The organism is Paracoccus sp. MBLB3053 (assembly GCF_031822435.1).
Taxonomy (GTDB): Bacteria; Pseudomonadota; Alphaproteobacteria; order Rhodobacterales; family Rhodobacteraceae; genus Paracoccus; species Paracoccus aurantius.
Genome location: NZ_JAVQLW010000001.1, coordinates 2,370,919 through 2,386,473 on the forward strand (window position 1 = coordinate 2,370,919; position 15,555 = coordinate 2,386,473).

Annotated in this window: 15 protein-coding genes; 6 read left to right on the top strand and 9 right to left on the bottom strand. The window is 61.1% G+C overall.

Translation table 11 applies throughout. The features are described 5' to 3' along the window. The first annotated feature begins 58 nt into the window (after positions 1-58). Together typA and RGQ15_RS11865 are read left to right on the top strand one after the other, a co-directional pair. On the top strand, positions 59-1,879 hold the full coding sequence (gene typA / locus RGQ15_RS11860; protein WP_311160436.1) for a translational GTPase TypA: 1,821 nt from the start codon (positions 59-61) through the stop codon (positions 1,877-1,879). 83 nt (positions 1,880-1,962) lie between these two features. Continuing rightward, a complete protein-coding gene (locus tag RGQ15_RS11865; protein WP_311160437.1) occupies positions 1,963-2,589 on the top strand; it encodes a TetR/AcrR family transcriptional regulator in 627 nt (208 codons plus the stop codon). Positions 2,590-2,751: 162 nt separating this feature from the next. On the opposite strand, the gene RGQ15_RS11870 is transcribed toward RGQ15_RS11865, so the two are convergent. The 6 genes from RGQ15_RS11870 to RGQ15_RS11895 all read right to left on the bottom strand — a co-directional run bounded on the left by RGQ15_RS11870 (position 2,752) and on the right by RGQ15_RS11895 (position 8,501). Continuing rightward, complete coding sequence (locus RGQ15_RS11870) at positions 2,752-3,075, bottom strand: 2Fe-2S iron-sulfur cluster-binding protein (RefSeq protein WP_311160438.1); 324 nt, start codon at positions 3,073-3,075, stop codon at positions 2,752-2,754. 67 nt (positions 3,076-3,142) lie between these two features. Then, the gene (locus RGQ15_RS11875; protein ID WP_311160439.1) at positions 3,143-4,027 is read right to left on the bottom strand and encodes a DMT family transporter; all 885 of its coding nucleotides are present in this window, start codon (positions 4,025-4,027) and stop codon (positions 3,143-3,145) included. 93 nt (positions 4,028-4,120) lie between these two features. After that, positions 4,121-5,329, bottom strand: a complete 1,209-nt coding sequence (locus RGQ15_RS11880; RefSeq protein WP_311161084.1) for a beta-ketoacyl-[acyl-carrier-protein] synthase family protein — start codon at positions 5,327-5,329, stop codon at positions 4,121-4,123. A gap of 137 nt (positions 5,330-5,466) precedes the next feature. Next, a complete protein-coding gene (locus tag RGQ15_RS11885) occupies positions 5,467-5,727 on the bottom strand; it encodes an acyl carrier protein (RefSeq protein WP_311160440.1) in 261 nt (86 codons plus the stop codon). A gap of 12 nt (positions 5,728-5,739) precedes the next feature. Then, positions 5,740-6,870: a UDP-3-O-(3-hydroxymyristoyl)glucosamine N-acyltransferase gene (locus RGQ15_RS11890; protein ID WP_311160441.1), complete on the bottom strand. Its 1,131-nt coding sequence runs from the start codon at positions 6,868-6,870 to the stop codon at positions 5,740-5,742. 26 nt (positions 6,871-6,896) lie between these two features. Further along, complete coding sequence (locus RGQ15_RS11895) at positions 6,897-8,501, bottom strand: L,D-transpeptidase family protein (protein ID WP_311160442.1); 1,605 nt, start codon at positions 8,499-8,501, stop codon at positions 6,897-6,899. Between the two features lie 359 nt (positions 8,502-8,860). Between RGQ15_RS11895 and RGQ15_RS11900 the strand changes: the two genes are divergently transcribed. Beyond that, positions 8,861-9,421, top strand: coding sequence for a YcbK family protein (locus tag RGQ15_RS11900; RefSeq protein ID WP_311160443.1), 561 nt, complete (start codon positions 8,861-8,863; stop codon positions 9,419-9,421). 76 nt (positions 9,422-9,497) lie between these two features. On the opposite strand, the gene RGQ15_RS11905 is transcribed toward RGQ15_RS11900, so the two are convergent. Both RGQ15_RS11905 and RGQ15_RS11910 read right to left on the bottom strand, forming a co-directional pair. Next, a complete protein-coding gene (locus RGQ15_RS11905) occupies positions 9,498-10,253 on the bottom strand; it encodes an SseB family protein (protein WP_311160444.1) in 756 nt (251 codons plus the stop codon). Then, positions 10,240-10,842 carry a uracil-DNA glycosylase family protein gene (locus RGQ15_RS11910; RefSeq protein WP_311161085.1) on the bottom strand — a complete coding sequence of 201 codons (603 nt, stop codon included), beginning with the start codon at positions 10,840-10,842 and terminating at the stop codon, positions 10,240-10,242. Before RGQ15_RS11910 ends, RGQ15_RS11905 begins: the two co-directional genes overlap by 14 nt. Before the next feature lie 204 nt (positions 10,843-11,046). On the opposite strand from RGQ15_RS11910, the gene RGQ15_RS11915 reads away from it, so the two are divergent. From RGQ15_RS11915 to kdsA, 3 genes are read left to right on the top strand one after another with little or no spacing between them, the layout of a single operon-like run. Next, complete coding sequence (locus RGQ15_RS11915) at positions 11,047-11,700, top strand: ABC transporter ATP-binding protein (protein ID WP_311160445.1); 654 nt, start codon at positions 11,047-11,049, stop codon at positions 11,698-11,700. Then, entirely contained in the window at positions 11,684-13,420 is a 1,737-nt protein-coding gene (locus RGQ15_RS11920; protein ID WP_311160446.1) for a capsule biosynthesis protein, read from the top strand. The genes RGQ15_RS11915 and RGQ15_RS11920 overlap by 17 nt, the downstream gene beginning before the upstream one ends. Continuing rightward, on the top strand, positions 13,417-14,250 hold the full coding sequence (gene kdsA / locus RGQ15_RS11925) for a 3-deoxy-8-phosphooctulonate synthase (RefSeq protein WP_311160447.1): 834 nt from the start codon (positions 13,417-13,419) through the stop codon (positions 14,248-14,250). Before RGQ15_RS11920 ends, kdsA begins: the two co-directional genes overlap by 4 nt. A gap of 6 nt (positions 14,251-14,256) precedes the next feature. On the opposite strand, the gene RGQ15_RS11930 is transcribed toward kdsA, so the two are convergent. Beyond that, positions 14,257-15,468 carry a BaiN/RdsA family NAD(P)/FAD-dependent oxidoreductase gene (locus RGQ15_RS11930; RefSeq protein WP_311160448.1) on the bottom strand — a complete coding sequence of 404 codons (1,212 nt, stop codon included), beginning with the start codon at positions 15,466-15,468 and terminating at the stop codon, positions 14,257-14,259. Between the last annotated feature and the right edge of the window lie 87 nt (positions 15,469-15,555).

The window sequence follows — 15,555 nt, forward strand, 5'->3', positions numbered from 1 at the left end:
GGCCTTTCGGCCCCCCTTGGGTTACGGGGGCCGCAACTTCATTCAAAGGCCAGATCTCATGGACATCCGCAATATTGCGATCATCGCCCACGTTGACCACGGCAAGACGACTCTGGTCGACCAGCTGCTGAAACAATCGGGCTCGTTCCGCGAAAACCAGGCCGTCGCGGAACGCGCGATGGACAGCAATGACATCGAGCGCGAACGCGGCATCACCATCCTTGCCAAGGCCACATCGGTCGAATGGAAAGGCACCCGCATCAATATCGTCGACACGCCCGGTCACGCCGACTTCGGCGGGGAGGTCGAACGCATCCTGTCGATGGTCGACGGTGTCTGCCTGCTGGTGGACGCGGCCGAAGGCCCGATGCCGCAGACGAAGTTCGTGACGTCGAAGGCACTCGCGCTTGGCCTGAAGCCGATTGTCGTGCTCAACAAGGTCGACAAGCCGGCCGCCGATCCCGACAAGGCTCTGGACGAAGTTTTCGACCTGTTCGCCAATCTTGGTGCAAATGACCAACAGCTTGATTTCCCCCACCTTTATGCCTCCGGCATTGGTGGTTGGGCAGACGAAACCCTTGAAGGTGATCGCAAGGACATGTCGGCGCTGTTCGATCTGGTCCTGCGCCATGTCGAGCCTCCGAAGCAAGTGGCGCGTCAGGATGAGCCCTTCCAGATGCTTGCCACCACGCTCGGCGCGGATAACTTCCTTGGCCGTCTGCTGACGGGCCGCGTCGAAGCGGGCCGTGCCAAGGCTGGAGACACCGTCAAGGCGCTGTCGCGTGATGGCCAGCGGGTCGAACAATTCCGCATCTCGAAAGTGCTCGCATTTCGCGGTCTCACGCAGCAACCCATCGACGAAGCGGTGGCCGGCGATATCGTGACTCTGGCCGGCATGGCCAAGGCAACCGTGGCAGATACGGTTTGCGCACCCGACATCGAAACCGCCCTGCCCGCCCAGCCAATTGATCCACCGACGATCAGCGTGACGTTCGGCATCAACGACAGCCCGCTGGCCGGTCGCGACGGCAACAAGGTCCAATCGCGCGTCATCCGTGAACGCCTGATGAAGGAAGCCGAAACCAACGTCGCGATCAAGGTCGAAGACACACCCGGTGGCGACGCGTTCGTCGTTTCGGGCCGTGGCGAACTTCAGATGGGCGTTCTGATCGAAAACATGCGTCGTGAAGGCTTCGAGCTGTCGATTTCGCGCCCGCGCGTGATCTACCAGGATATCGACGGCCTCCGCCACGAGCCGATCGAAGAAGCGATCATCGATGTCGATGACGAATATACCGGTGCCGTCGTCGAGAAACTGACCGGCAACCGCAAGGGCGATCTGGTCGAGATGAAGCCCGCCGGTCACGGCAAGACCCGCATCGTCGCCCATGTCCCCTCGCGCGGCCTGATCGGCTACCAGGGCGAATTCATGACCGACACGCGCGGCAACGGTGTGCTGAACCGCATCTTCCACTCGTGGGCTCCTTACAAGGGCCCGATCCAGGGTCGCCGCCAGGGCGTTCTGATCTCGATGGAAGACGGTGTCTCGGTCGCCTATGCGCTGTGGAACCTTGAAGAGCGCGGCAAGATGTTCATTGGCGCGCAGGAGCAGGTCTATCAGGGCATGATCATCGGCGAGCATTCGCGCGACAACGATCTGGAAGTGAACCCGCTCAAGGGCAAGAAACTGACCAACGTCCGCGCGTCGGGCACGGATGAAGCCGTCCGCTTGACGCCGCCGGTCCGCATGTCGCTGGAAGAGGCCATCGCCTATATCGACGACGATGAGCTGGTCGAGGTCACGCCCAAGAACATTCGCCTGCGCAAACGCTATCTCGATCCGCACGAGCGCAAGCGGCAAGCTCGCGCCGAAGCCTGAGAACCGCGCCGTCACATCAAGAAACACGGTTCCGCCACGGCGGAACTGTGGTAAAATTCGTGTCGTGAAATCAGAGGCGTGCCATGCCGGAGCGGGGCAACATCTACCAGAAGTTGATCCTGGCCGCACAGGCCACATTGGACGCCACCGGCGCCCTTCCCGACTCGCTTGAGGATCTTGCAGAACTTTCCGATTTGGATGTCGAGACGGTCAGCCAAGTCTTCACATCCGTCGATGAGCTCCGCGACGGTCTCATCTACCAGGGTGTCGCCCTGCTGAACGACGAGCTGCGGCGCGGGGTTATCGAATCCGGATCGGACAGTCCGGAAAGGCAGCTTCGCAGCCTTGGTCGCAGCTATGCCCTGTGGGCCGAAGCGAATCCCGGACTTTTTCGTCTTATCGTCGAAGGTTTGAACCAACCGATCGATGAAGACAGCACGCTTTGTCGCTTCACCATGGCCATGCGCGACCTGTTCGAACGCAAGCTGCATGAAATGCGCGATCGCGGCCTGCTTCCCCGAGAAACCGATATCGCTCCGATCATGATGGTGATCCACTGTATCGTGCGGGGGGCGAATGCGATCTTCCTGACTCGCGCGTTCGATCCCTGGACCGTGAACGACCCTCGGCCGACCTCGCAAATCGTATGCGAAATGTTCGACTTCTTTCTCGACAATCTATTGGCGATAAAGCCCGTCGAGCCGGCCTGAAGCAAGCCCGGGTGATTCCCCGGATCTCCTGTGACGAACATGCGTTTCCGCGCTCCGGGTTGGCAAGGAGACGGCCGGACGGACTCCCTTATGGCAAGCGCCGGCGGCGACCCAAGGCCAGGTCACCGCGATTCCCGTGATTTCGCCAACTCGACAGTATCGTCAGATCTGACGCTCTGGAAGATTGACGACGAGCCCGTCGAGTTCTTCGGTGACCTTGAGCTGGCAGGTCAGGCGCGACCTTTCGGGATCGGGCTGATATGCGAAATCAAGCATATCTTCCTCCATCGGGTCCTTTGCCGGCAGGCGGTCGACCCATTCCTGGGCGACATAGACATGACATGTCGAACAGGCGCAGGCGCCGCCGCAATCGGCGTCGATTCCAGGAACGCCGTTATCCCTTGCACCTTCCATGACGGTCATGCCGGGTTTGACGTCGATTTCGTGGACGGTGCCGTTGTGCTCGATGTAAGTGATCTTGGCCATGGGTGCCTTCCTTGCGATTTTCTTCGCAGATAGGCCATTGCGGCGGGGGAGGAAAGCCCCGCGACCCTCAGAGCTTTCGTTCGGCCCTCATCGCCTGGAAGTTTGACATCAGGATGATCGCCGCACCCAGAAATACCCAGAAATCGACGGTTTCGCGATAAATCAGATAACCGACGATTGCCGCCAGAGGGACGCGCAGAAAATCGACCGGCATGACGATGGATGCGTCGAGCCTCTTCAGCGCCTGCGCCATGCAGAAATGTGCGCTGAGAGCCCCTGCCCCCGCGACCACCATCCATGGGATGTCGCCTGCGGATACCGGGCGCCAGTCGGTCAGCGCGGCGGCGAGCCCGAGCGGAAGCTGGATCAGGATCATCCAGGCGACGATCACCCCAGGCGAACAGTCGCGCGTCAGCCGCTTGACCAGAACAAGCGACAGCCCGTAGCCCATGGCGGCCAGAAGGACCAATCCCGATGCCGGATCGACGATGCCCAGCCCCGGCCGCACGATGACCAGCACACCGATGAACCCGCCCAGATTGGCCAGCATCCGGACTCTGGTCAGCTTCTCGCCAAGAAGCGCCCACGCAAAAAAGGCAACCCAGATGGGCATCGTGAACTCAAGCGCGAAGACAGAGGCCAAAGGCAGGAAGACGACACCGATGGTCCAGAAATACTGCGCGGTGAAATGGACGAAGTTGCGCGCGAGATGGGTACTGAACCGGCGCAGCTGACGGAGTTCCGGCCAAAGCCTCGGAAGGAAAACCGATATGATGCACAACCCGACCAAGGCGCGGAAAAAGAGCACCTGGCGGATTGAAAGCTCGGCGGCGAGTTCGCGCGACCCCACGGACATGGCGATAAAGGACGCCATGCTGAGCGCCATCCATCCAAGACCCAGCCAGAACTCGCGATGACGGGCCCTCTCTGCAAGATCGGGGTTCTCGGTCATGTCCACCTCTGCCGAAAATTTCGGCGGACCATCGGCCAAAGGCGGCTCATGTGCAATAGCAGAAGGCAGATCGACCTGCCTTCCCTGATCGCCTCATGCCCGGCGAAGCGCGATCACCGCATTCAGCCCGCCAAAGGCAAAGGCGTTCGAAAGAACCGCATTCACCTTCGCCTCGCGCGCCTCGTTCGGAACGACGTTCAGCGCGCATTCCGGATCTGGCTCTTCATAGCCAATCGTCGGCGCGATGATCCCATCCCGAAGCGCCATGATGCATGCAAGAAGCTCGACCGCCCCCGTCCCGCCGATCAGGTGGCCGTGCATCGACTTGGTCGACGACATCATCAACTGGTCCGCATGTTGGCCGAAAGCATGAGCGACGGCTGCACATTCCGTCTTGTCGTTCGCCGCCGTTCCTGTTCCGTGGGCGTTGATGTAGCCGATATCCTCGGGTCGCAATTGTGCATCCTGCATGGCGCCGGTGATCGCGCGTTCTGCCCCGATGGCCGAGGGCATGACGATATCCTGCGCGTCGGCAGACATGGAAAAACCCACCACCTCGGCCAGAATGTCTGCGCCTCGGGCGATGGCATGTTCCCAATCCTCAAAAACGAAGACCCCGGCGCCCTCACCCTGGACCATACCGTTGCGCGTGGCAGAGAAAGGCCGGCAGGCGTCCTTCGACATGACCCGCAAGCCCTCCCAGGCCTTGACGCCGCCGAAGCACAGCATCGCCTCGGACCCGCCTGTAAGCATGACGGTGGCCGCCCCGGACCTCACCATGTTGAATGCCATGCCCATGGCGTGGTTCGAACTGGCGCAGGCTGTCGCGACGGTGAAGCTTGGCCCCATCAGCCCGTATTCAAGGCTCAGATGCGAGGCGGCCGCATTGTTCATGAGCTTTGGCACGACAAACGGATGGACGCGGTTCTTCCCCTCTTCGTAGACCGTGCGGTAGTTCTCATCCCAGGTATTCATTCCGCCCGCGGCGGTGCCAAGGACGACGCCCGCGCGCAATCCCAGTTCCCCCTCGAAGATCAGCCCTGACTGGTCGACGGCCTCGCGCGCGGCAAGCAGGGTGAATTGGGTGAACTTGTCGTAAAGGACGATCTGCTGGCGATTGAAGTAAACCTCGGGGTCCCAGTGCCGGACCTGCCCCCCGATCTTGATCGCCAGACGGTCGACATCCCGAAAATCCAGTGGCCCTATCCCGCAGCGGCCCTCGCGCATGGCTTCAAGGGTGGATGGGACATCGCGGCCCAGGGCATTGATCGTGCCCATGCCGGTGATCGCCACGCGTCGCATGCCATTGGCATGCCGCCCCATGATGACGCGGCCAAGCATGGTCCGGGCACGCGTCGTCGCAGACTTGACCTTGCCCTTGACCTTTTCGGTCTTGCGGCCTGATTTCTCGGGCTTGTCGCCCTTGCTCTTCTTGGCGTTCATGCCTTTTCAGCGACCAGCTTCTCGACTGCAGAAATGATCGAACCAAGGGTCGAGATATCGAAATCGGACTTCTCGGGCTCGTTCGCATTGAAGGGCACTGAGATGTCGAACTCTTCCTCAAGGGCAAAGATCGACTCGACGAGGCCCATGCTGTCGATACCGATTTCCTGCGGCGACATTTCCGGCCTCAACTCGGCAGGGTCCAGCATCGCCTGTTCGGCAATGATCTGGATGATACGATCACGGATATCAGTCATCTCGGTCTCCATTCAGCCCTTATCTTCTGAGCGAGCGTCCTGTTCGGACGCTTCACCCGGGCGCTTTTCCATCAGCTTCTTAACAGTTTCACGAAGCTCTGCCACCTGCGCGTAGAGTCGTGGCAATCTGCGGATGTTCTTTTGCGCCTCGACATGGGTTTCCATCTTCACTGCGGGGCTTCCCAGCAGGACACGACCGGCTGGTGCGTTCGTGAAGATCTTGGTCGAACCGCCGGCGATGACATCGTCTCCGACAAAGATATTGTCGGAAACGCCAACCTGGCCGCCCAGCACGACCCGATTGCCGATCCGGGTCGAGCCCGCGACGCCGACCTGACCGCAAAGCATGCAATCTTCGCCCACGATGCAATTGTGTCCGATCTGCACGAGGTTGTCGATCTTGGTGCCGCGCCCGACGCGCGTCGCGCGTATCGTCCCGCGGTCGATCGTCGCATTCGCCCCCAGTTCGACATCGTCCCCGATCTCGACACCGCCCAGGGAGTGGATGCGGGTCCAGTGCTGTTCGCGGATCTCATCCCGCTCACCCAGAGTTTCACGGATCTGCTCGACCCCTGACTTCTCGGGCGTGACAAAGGAAAAGCCATCAGCTCCGACCGACGCGCCCGGATGCAGGATCACCCGGTCCCCGATCACGATCTCATGCGCGATATGTGCGCCGGGATGGAACAGCGCGTCGGAACCGATAACCGTATCGCGTCCGATGGTTACATGTGCGGCGATCCGGGCGCGCGCTCCGATCCGGACACCTGATCCGATCACGACAAAGGGGCCGATCGCCGCATCCTTTCCGATCTCGGCGCTGGGATCTATGACCGCTGTCGGGTGAATTCCCGGCGCGATTTCCGGTCCCCGGTCGAACGCACGCGTGAGGCCTGCCATGGCGACGCGCGGCCTGCGCACCAGGATGGCCGCCTTGAGGCCAAGCGCATCGGGGTCCATGTCCTCGGCAATGATGGCCATGCTGCCCGCAGCAAGACGCTCGGCATAGGCGGGTGTCGTGGCCAGCGATATCTGCCCATCGCTGGCCTGCCCTGCTTCGGCGGCGCCAAGCACGGCCAGATCTCCGTCTCCCCAGAACCGGGCGTCAAGCGCCCGCGCGAGTTCGGCAATGGTCAGTTGCATGCAGCTCCCCTTCGGTTGGGGATTATCTAATTCTCCGACGCGGCAGAATCCAGACTGCCGACACCGGCCTTTACGAGCGCGGCCCGAACGCGGGCGTCGCGGCCATAGATGTCAGCATAGCGGCGGATCTTTCCCGAAGCATCCGGGAAGGTCGTGAAATAGACCAGATGCACCGGGATATCCGTTCGCATGTTCAGATAGGTCTCGCGTCCTGAATTCAGCGCCTTGTTGAAGACCTGTTCGGGGTGACGCACCTGATCGACAAGCAGTTCATAGGCCAGATCAAGGGGACGGGCCACGCGGATGCAACCGTGGGAATAGGCACGCCGCGACTGGTTGAAGAGATGCTTTGTCGGCGTGTCATGCAGATAGATGTTCCAAGGATTGGGGAACATGAACTTCACAACACCCAACGCGTTGTCATCGCTGGGTTTCTGTCGCATGCGATAGGGAAAATTCGCGGCGGTATATTTCCGGAAATCGATCCTGTCGCGAGAGATCACGTTTCCGGCGCGATCGACGACATCGAGATGGCCGACCGCGTGACGGTTGGCCTGAAGCCTTGGCAGATATTCCTTGACCGTGATCGAGCGCGGCACGTTCCAGCGCGGATTGACCACGATATATTTCATCGACTCGGTAAACTCGGGCGTCTCGTGGGTATCTTCATCCTTGCCGATCACGACTCGCGTCGAGAACACCTCGCGGCCGGCTTCGTTGATCGAGGCGGTGAAGCTTGGAAGATTGACCCAGACATGGCGGGCATCAAGATCATAGCCCTGCATCCAGCGCAGTCGCTCAAGCGCAACAAGAAGATCCCAGGCAATCGGCCCGGGTCCCTGGTTCAGGCGCGAGATCGTGCGCGGTCCGGCGACACCATCGGCCACAAGGCCAGCCTCGGTCTGGAACCGCCCCAGGGCTGACGTCAAAGGCCCATCGAACTCGGTTTCCGAACCAAGAGGCACGGCGGCAAATCCCATCGATTCGAGACGAACCCGAAGCAGAGCGACAGCCTCTCCGGAATCCCCTTCCTTCAAGGTCCCTCTCGGAACCTGTGGCGTTCCAGCCGGCGCGATCAGCCTTTCAGTGGCCGCCAAAGCCTGCTGCAAGCTGCGATAGTCCTTGCCGGAAGGGGCGATTCCGGCAAGCCAGGCGACAGGATCGGCTGCCTTCGCGAAATCACGCATCATTTCCCCGGCTCGCGGCCTGTTGACGGTTCGCTTGATCGCGGGATCGACCTTTTGCGGATCAAGCAGGCCGCCGGTCAGGTCATGTGTCCAGCGAAAGAAGGCAACGGCAAAGGCAAGTTCTTCGTCGATCGTATCCGCGCCATGTTCGTGCAACCGGACAAGTTTCGTGCGGTCATAGCGTGTCGCTGGAAGCCCATGCCCCGCAGCCTGCCCAATGGCCTTGATAAGGGCATCGCGGCGCCCTGCCCCCTCGGCGTCAAGGAAGATAGGCTTCAGCCCATTGGTCCCGTAGAAATCGGCCAGGCCGGGATTGCGCGCAACTGCCTGGGCAAGTTGCATTTCCCTTTCACTGAACACCAGCCGGGGAGCGGGCAAGGCCGCGACGGAGGCCGTTTCCAGCCCCTGCGCGGTCGCAGTTCCGCCCTGAATGATCAGGGCCATCGACAACAGACATGGCGCAACCAGAGAGCGAATCAATCCAAAACCCACCAAATTGAAATTCCCGTTTGCCAAGATCAAAATCCTTGCCATTGATGGTGGCCGCAGTCCAGAAGGCGTTGCAATTTTGCGTCACGGATGATGCAAGGCGAACACGCGTCGAACAAAACCGTTAGCACGGCTAGGTACTCGCTTTGTGATCGGCGGATTCTCGCCGAATATAGCGGATGTCTGCCACCGGCGGAACGAAATGCTTTCCTCGGCTCGCGCGGTGGTGACATATTGTTTACGGGATCCCGGCTAAAACGGGGCCTGCCGAGCAACAGCCGGCATAAACAACGAAGCAGGACAGGCGATCTGACATGACGTTCGAAACTATCTCGCGTCGCGGCATCCTTAGTGTGTTCGCGGCGACGACGGTGGCAGCAGCGCCGGTTATGGCCAATGCCTTCGGTCTGATGCGGGGTGCCGGTGACGTACGCCGCATTCGCATGTATTCGGGACGCACGGGGGAAAGCATCGACACGGTTTACTGGGTCGATGGCAAGTACATCCGCGACGCACTGAATGAAATCAATGTGTTCATGCGCGATTGGCGCACGGGCCAAGCGATCGGGATAGACCCGCGCACCGTCGATATTGCAGCGGCCTCGCACCGGTTGCTGCAGACCAACGAACCCTACATGATGCTGTCGGGTTACCGCTCACCCAAGACCAATGCGATGCTTCGCTCGCGCTCGTCCGGGGTGGCCAAGAACTCGCTGCACATGGTCGGCAAGGCTGCGGATCTGCGGCTCAAGTCGCGATCGGTCGGCCAGATGTACAAGGCCGCTGCGGCCTGCCGCGCCGGTGGGGTTGGTAAATACTCGCGCTCCAATTTCGTGCACATGGATTGTGGACCTATCCGGCACTGGGGCGCCTGACTCGCAAACGGTAAAGTTTGCGCGATCTCGCTAAGACCCGCCCCTAGGGGCGGGTTTTCGCGTTTTGACGGTCCGCTCAGAAGCGCAGGATCGGTGGAGCATTTGGATCGCGCCGCGCAGCAGGCTGGGGCGCTTCCGGCTGGGGCACATCGATCACCAGCGCAACCGGCGGGTGCATGGCACTGGTGAATGCCAGATCAACCCCGCCAGCGATCTCAGGCAGAAACGCCATCAACTCGGCAAAGGCCTTTGCAACGGCAGAACGATGCGACTCATCCACCCCTTTCAGCATCAGCACGTGATTTGAACGTCCGTCTTCCCAGTCCGCTGCCACCAGCGCCGCTGATTGGACCATTCCGGCCATATCGCCGAGCCGAGTCGAGATGGGTTCGGCAAGGCAGCTTACAACAGCAAGATCCGGAGCCCGCACCTGCCTCGGCGTCTCGTCGCTGGCAAGGCTTGGCTCTGCTTCCAAGGCATCGACCAGCCAGCCGAGCGTTGGCGCATCCAGCAGCATCTCGGATGGTTCGCCCGGATTGACAAGCAATCCGCGGTGTTCATTCACCAGCGTCGCCGCAAGAACCCGGCCGGGCAACGCGACATAGGCAACCGGCCCGCCCATGAACCCTGCCAGCCGGTCTTCGGCATCGCAGGCCAGCGCGACCGATCCGTTATCAAGGGGAAAAACACGCAATTCGGCCTTGTCGCCAGTGGGCTCGGTCACGAGGGCGGCGAAAAGCTCGGTATCAGCGAGGCGTGACAGAATGCGGGCGCGCTGTGCCTGATCGGCCTCATGGAAGGGAATCGTGAAGAATGCGTCAAACGGTGTCATCGCCATCTCTCAGGATATGGTTCGTGGCCGAACGAAGCTCGGGCAAAAGCTCGGCCTCGAACCAGGAATTGCGTTTCAGCCAGCCGGTATTTCGCCAGGACGGATGAGGCAAGGGAAAGATGTCCGGTGCATGGTTGCGCCACTCTGCAACCGTGGCCGTCACGCCTTGGCGGGAACCCACCCCGAGATGCCAGCGCTGCGCATGCCCCCCGACCAGGAGCGTGAGCCGGGGCTGCAATTCATTCATCACCCGTTCCCGCCATGTCGCCGCGCAAATCGGTGGTGGCGGGAGATCAGAGTTCCGGGTGTCATATCCGGGAAAGCAGAACGCCATCGGTACGATCGCGATCCTTCTTCGATCATAGAAGACGCTGTCGGTGACACCCATCCAGTCGCGAAGCCGGTCGCCCGAACGATCGGCGAAGGGTCGCCCCGCCAGATGCACACGCATCCCGGGAGCCTGGCCGACGATCAGGATGCGCGCGCCGGATTCGAACCAGACCACGGGGCGTGGCTGGTGTTTCGTGGCGGTCGCGGCAAAACGCTGCGCACATATGCGACATGCCCGGATCTGGTCAGAAAGCTCCATCAAGTGCAGATAGGTCGGATTTCGCGAATGGAAAGCCCCGTGTTCTTCACGATAAATCAATGAACTCGCGGTCAAGGTGGACAGTATCGCAGGTGCAGCATATTGTCCGGTCAAGCGTATTCATCGTGCACTGAGGCAGATGGGTTTATTCAGATCACGCCACGCGCGACGGGCGATCCTACGCGAGGCGACCAAGGCGGCCTGATGATAGAATTCGACAATGTCTCGAAATCCTTCTGGACCGGCAAACAGCGCAAGGTGATCCTCGATCGCGCGTCGTTCCGGATCGAACTTGGCAAGTCCGTGGGCATTCTTGCACCAAATGGCACGGGCAAGACGACGATCATCAACATGATGTGCGGGCTGGAGAAACCGGATGAAGGGACGATCCGAACCGATTGCCGGGTATCGTTCCCATTGGGTTTCATGGGCGGCATCGCCTCGAAGCTGAGCGCGAACGAGAATTGCCGCTACATCGCGCGGATCTATGGGCTCGACCCGGATTACGTCGAGGCGTTCTGTCGGTGGCTTACGGACATCAAGGAATATTTCGACATGCCCGTCGGCACCTACAGTGCCGGTATGCGCTCTCGCTTCACCTTTTCGCTGATGCTTGCGCTCGAATTCGACGTCTACCTGATCGACGAAGGCATGCCCTCCACCACCGATGTGGATTTCAACCGCAAAGCTGGTGCAGTGCTTTATGATCGCCTGAAATCGGCAACGGTCGTCGTCGTGTCGCATCAGGCCCGCACGATCGAGAAATTCTGCAGCTCGGCCGCGGTCTTGCGGGACGGGAAGCTCTATCAGTTCGAAACCCTCGAAGAGGCAAAGCAATATTATGACTACACCGCCTAAGGCGAGGGTCTATCGCATCAGCCGCGAAGAGTCCGTTCTGGCCGTCAAGCGCGGCGCCGGCGCCGTCGAAACGGCTCGAGCGGTGCAGGTCGAATCGCGCAAGCGCCGCGTCGAACAGCCGCAGATCGATCAGGACCCCGGGCAGCTTTTCGCCGAGGAAGATGACGGCTTCGGCGAAATGCGTTTTCCCGGCGCCACACAAGACGCATCGCCCGAGACAGGCGGAAGCGACCCGGATATGGCCGAGCGCATCGAAGCCGTCCGCGCCGAGAACCTTTCAAGCCGGCAACTGCGCATGGCGCGTCGCATTGCCGCAATGCACGAGATCGAGGTCGATTCCGACCTTGAGGCCGTCGTCGCCCTGCGAGATCGTGGGATCGATCCGTTCCACCGCGCGGCCCTGGGCCAGATGATTTCCGCCGAGGGCAATCGCGCCCCTCAATCAGCGGGCGGCGCAGGCGTTCCGGCTCCTGTTCAGCAGCCCAAGCCGCCCAAGCGCCGCGGCACCGAGATCATGCCGATCGCACCGGGTCAGTCGCCCCTGCCTTCCCGCGAGGCCCTGACAGAGGAAAAGCGCGCGACCGAGATCATCAATATCCAGCGGGACATTGCGCGGCGCCGGCGGCGCAAGCTTGCGATGCTGTTCGCCCGCCTCGTCGCCTTCGTCGGCATTCCGACGATCATTGCGGGCTACTATTATTTTACGGTCGCAACGCCTCTATATGCGACCGAATCGCAGTTTCAGATACAGCAAGCCGACAAGACCGCCTCAGGTGGGCTCAGCGGGTTGTTCAGTGGAACGCAGCTTGCGACCAACACGGATTCAGTCTCGGTGCAAAGCTACCTGACCTCACGGGACGCGATGCTGCGGCTTGACCGGGAACTGGGATTCAAGACGGCGTTTCAAAGCGAGCAGATCGATCCGATCCTGCGACTTGCGCCCGATGCAACGAACGAACAAGCCTACAAGCTTTACCGGGACTCGGTCCGCATCGGTTATGACCCCACTGAGGGCGTGATCAACATGGAGGTGATCGCACCCAACCCGGAACTGAGCCAGGACTTTTCGGTCGCCCTGATCAAATATGCCGAGGGTCAGGTCGACCAGATGACCTCACGCCTGCGCGAAGACCAGATGCGTGGCTCAGTCGAAAGCTATGAAGATGCCGAGAAAAAGGTCCAGGACGCGCAGCGCCGCGTCCAAGAGCTGCAGGAAAGGCTGGGCGTCCTTGATCCCGTTGCCGAGGGCAGCGTCATCATGGGCCATATCGCGGAACTCGAACGTCAGCTTGCCTCCAAGAAGCTCGAACTTGGTCAGTTGGAATCGAACCGCAACCCGAACCAGAGCCGTGTCCAGGGGGTGCAGGGTGACATTTCGCGGCTCGAGGAAATGCTTGCAGAAACGCGGTCGCAACTGACCGAGGGAACGGCCGCGCGCAACTCGCTTGCCACGATCTCGGGCGAAATCCGGATCGCCGAATCCGACCTTCTGACTCGGCAGGAACTCTTGGCGGCAGCGGCAGCGCAGATGGAAAATGCGCGGATTGAAGCGAACAAGCAGGTCCGCTATCTGTCGCTTTCGGTCGCCCCGGTCCCCCCGGACGAGGCGACATATCCCAAGGCATTCCAGAATACGATCGTCGCGTTCCTGATCTTTTCCGGCATCTACCTGATGCTTTCGCTGACCGCGTCGATCCTTCGTGAACAGGTATCGTCATGAAACATGTCCAGATCGGTAAAGTCGCTTTCGGCAACGATCTTCCGCTCGCCCTGATTGCCGGCCCATGCCAGCTGGAAACGCTGGACCATGCGCTGATGATCGCAGAGACGGTCGCAACGGCCTGCGAGGCCTCGGGTGCGGGCTTCGTCTTCAAGGCCAGCTACGACAAGGCAAACCGCACCTCACTTGCGGGCAAGCGTGGTGTGGGGATGGAGGAAGGCCTGCGCATGCTGGAGGAGGTGCGAAACCGCCTTGGCTGCCCGGTGCTGACCGATGTCCATGACATCCCGCAGGCCCGCGCCGCCGGTGCGGTCGTCGACATCATCCAGATCCCTGCATTCCTGTCCAGGCAGACCGACCTGCTTATTGCCGCCGGAGAGACGGGTGCGGCCGTGAACATCAAGAAAGGCCAGTTTCTCGCACCTTGGGATATGCCAAACGTGGCCGACAAGGTCGCCTCGACTGCAAACGAGCGCATCATGCTGACCGAGCGCGGCGCAAGCTTTGGCTATAACACGCTCGTGGCCGATATGCGGAGCCTGCCGATCATGGCCCGAACCGGCTGGCCCGTGATCATGGACGCGACCCATTCCGTGCAGCAGCCGGGCGGACAAGGCGGCTCGTCGGGAGGCCAGCGCGAATTCGCGCCGGTCATGGCGCGCGCGGCCGTGTCGATCGGGGTCGCAGGCGTCTTTATCGAGACGCATCAGGACCCCGACAATGCTCCGTCGGATGGGCCGAACATGATCCCGCTGGCGCAGATGCCGAAACTGATCGGATCGCTGATGCGGTTCGACCAGCTTGCGAAATCCGATCCCGTGATGGGATGAAACCTCTCAGGCCGCCGCGATCGACTTCGCGGCGGCATGGGCCGATGCCCAGGCCCATTGGAAATTGTAGCCGCCCAACCAGCCGGTGACGTCGACCACCTCTCCGATGAAGTACAGACCCGGCTGTTGGCGCGCTTGCATGTCCCGCGCATTCAGGTCCCGACAATCCACCCCACCCAAGGTCACCTCGGCCGTGCGCCAGCCTTCGGAACCGACGGGTCGCAGCCTCCACGCGTTCACGCGCTCGGCAAGCTGATCGAGCCTGCTGTTGGTCTGATCCGCCAGCCGTTTCTCCTTCAGTCCCATCTCGTCGGCAATCGCTTCGGCAAGCCGCGATGGAAGATGACGCCCAAGCGCGGTCGATACCGCGATCCGGCCGCCCTGCCCCCGCTGTTCGCGCAGAAGGGTCTTCAGGTCGTGATCCGGCGCGAGATCGACGGTGATCTCTTCTCCCGGTTGCCAGAAGCTCGAGATCTGCAGGATCGCTGGCCCCGATACACCCCGATGAGTGAACAGAAGTCCGTCCCGGAACCGGGTGGCAGAACGGCCATGGCCGTGGCTCACGACCGCCTGAACCGCGACCCCCGCGAGTGGACGGCATTTATCCAGATCCTGCTCGGCGAAGGTCAGCGGGACAAGACCCGCCCTGGGCTCGATCACTCTGAGGCCGAATTGCCGGGCAAGCTCGTACCCAAATCCGGTCGCACCCATCTTCGGAATAGATTTTCCCCCAGTGGCGACCACGACGCGAGCCGCCCGCAGCACACCTTTGCTGGTGGTCACCAAGAAACACTTTCCGTCATGCGTAACGGCATTGATCGCGGTCTCAAGCCAAAGCTGCGCCCCCCGCATGCGGTGCAGCAGCATGTCGATGATCTGGCGCGCGCTTTCATCGCAGAAGAGCTGACCGAGCGTCTTCTCGTGCCATGCAATCCCGGCCCGATCGACCATATCGACGAAGCCCCGGGCACTGAAACCGGCAAGCGCCGAAGCACAGAACCGCGGATTCTGCGACAGGAAACGGTCGTGGCTGGTGGCGAGGTTCGTGAAATTGCAGCGCCCTCCGCCGGATATCCGGATCTTCTCGCCAGCTGCGCGCGCATGGTCGATGACGAGAACCTTGTGATCCGCGTGCGTTGAGTTGTTCTCGATGATTGAGCCGGCGCAGAAAAGCCCTGCCGCCCCGGCGCCCAGAATGATCGTGTCGAAATAATCCATCTGCGGCGCTTAACCGCACGGGAATTTTCCCACAAGAAATTTCGTTGGCCCCCTTGTGCCTTCTGGCAGCGTTGGATAGATAGCCGC

Coding starts and splice junctions, on each gene's coding strand:
- kdsA (WP_311160447.1), top strand. CDS start 13,417: ATGAAACATGTCCAGATCGGTAAAGTCGCTTTCGGCAACGATCTTCCG.
- RGQ15_RS11870 (WP_311160438.1), bottom strand. CDS start 3,075: ATGGCCAAGATCACTTACATCGAGCACAACGGCACCGTCCACGAAATC.
- RGQ15_RS11920 (WP_311160446.1), top strand. CDS start 11,684: ATGACTACACCGCCTAAGGCGAGGGTCTATCGCATCAGCCGCGAAGAG.
- RGQ15_RS11875 (WP_311160439.1), bottom strand. CDS start 4,027: ATGACCGAGAACCCCGATCTTGCAGAGAGGGCCCGTCATCGCGAGTTC.
- RGQ15_RS11895 (WP_311160442.1), bottom strand. CDS start 8,501: ATGGCCCTGATCATTCAGGGCGGAACTGCGACCGCGCAGGGGCTGGAA.
- RGQ15_RS11915 (WP_311160445.1), top strand. CDS start 11,047: ATGATAGAATTCGACAATGTCTCGAAATCCTTCTGGACCGGCAAACAG.
- RGQ15_RS11865 (WP_311160437.1), top strand. CDS start 1,963: ATGCCGGAGCGGGGCAACATCTACCAGAAGTTGATCCTGGCCGCACAG.
- RGQ15_RS11900 (WP_311160443.1), top strand. CDS start 8,861: ATGACGTTCGAAACTATCTCGCGTCGCGGCATCCTTAGTGTGTTCGCG.
- RGQ15_RS11905 (WP_311160444.1), bottom strand. CDS start 10,253: ATGACACCGTTTGACGCATTCTTCACGATTCCCTTCCATGAGGCCGAT.
- RGQ15_RS11885 (WP_311160440.1), bottom strand. CDS start 5,727: ATGACTGATATCCGTGATCGTATCATCCAGATCATTGCCGAACAGGCG.
- RGQ15_RS11890 (WP_311160441.1), bottom strand. CDS start 6,870: ATGCAACTGACCATTGCCGAACTCGCGCGGGCGCTTGACGCCCGGTTC.
- RGQ15_RS11880 (WP_311161084.1), bottom strand. CDS start 5,329: ATGCGACGCGTGGCGATCACCGGCATGGGCACGATCAATGCCCTGGGC.
- typA (WP_311160436.1), top strand. CDS start 59: ATGGACATCCGCAATATTGCGATCATCGCCCACGTTGACCACGGCAAG.
- RGQ15_RS11930 (WP_311160448.1), bottom strand. CDS start 15,468: ATGGATTATTTCGACACGATCATTCTGGGCGCCGGGGCGGCAGGGCTT.
- RGQ15_RS11910 (WP_311161085.1), bottom strand. CDS start 10,842: ATGGAGCTTTCTGACCAGATCCGGGCATGTCGCATATGTGCGCAGCGT.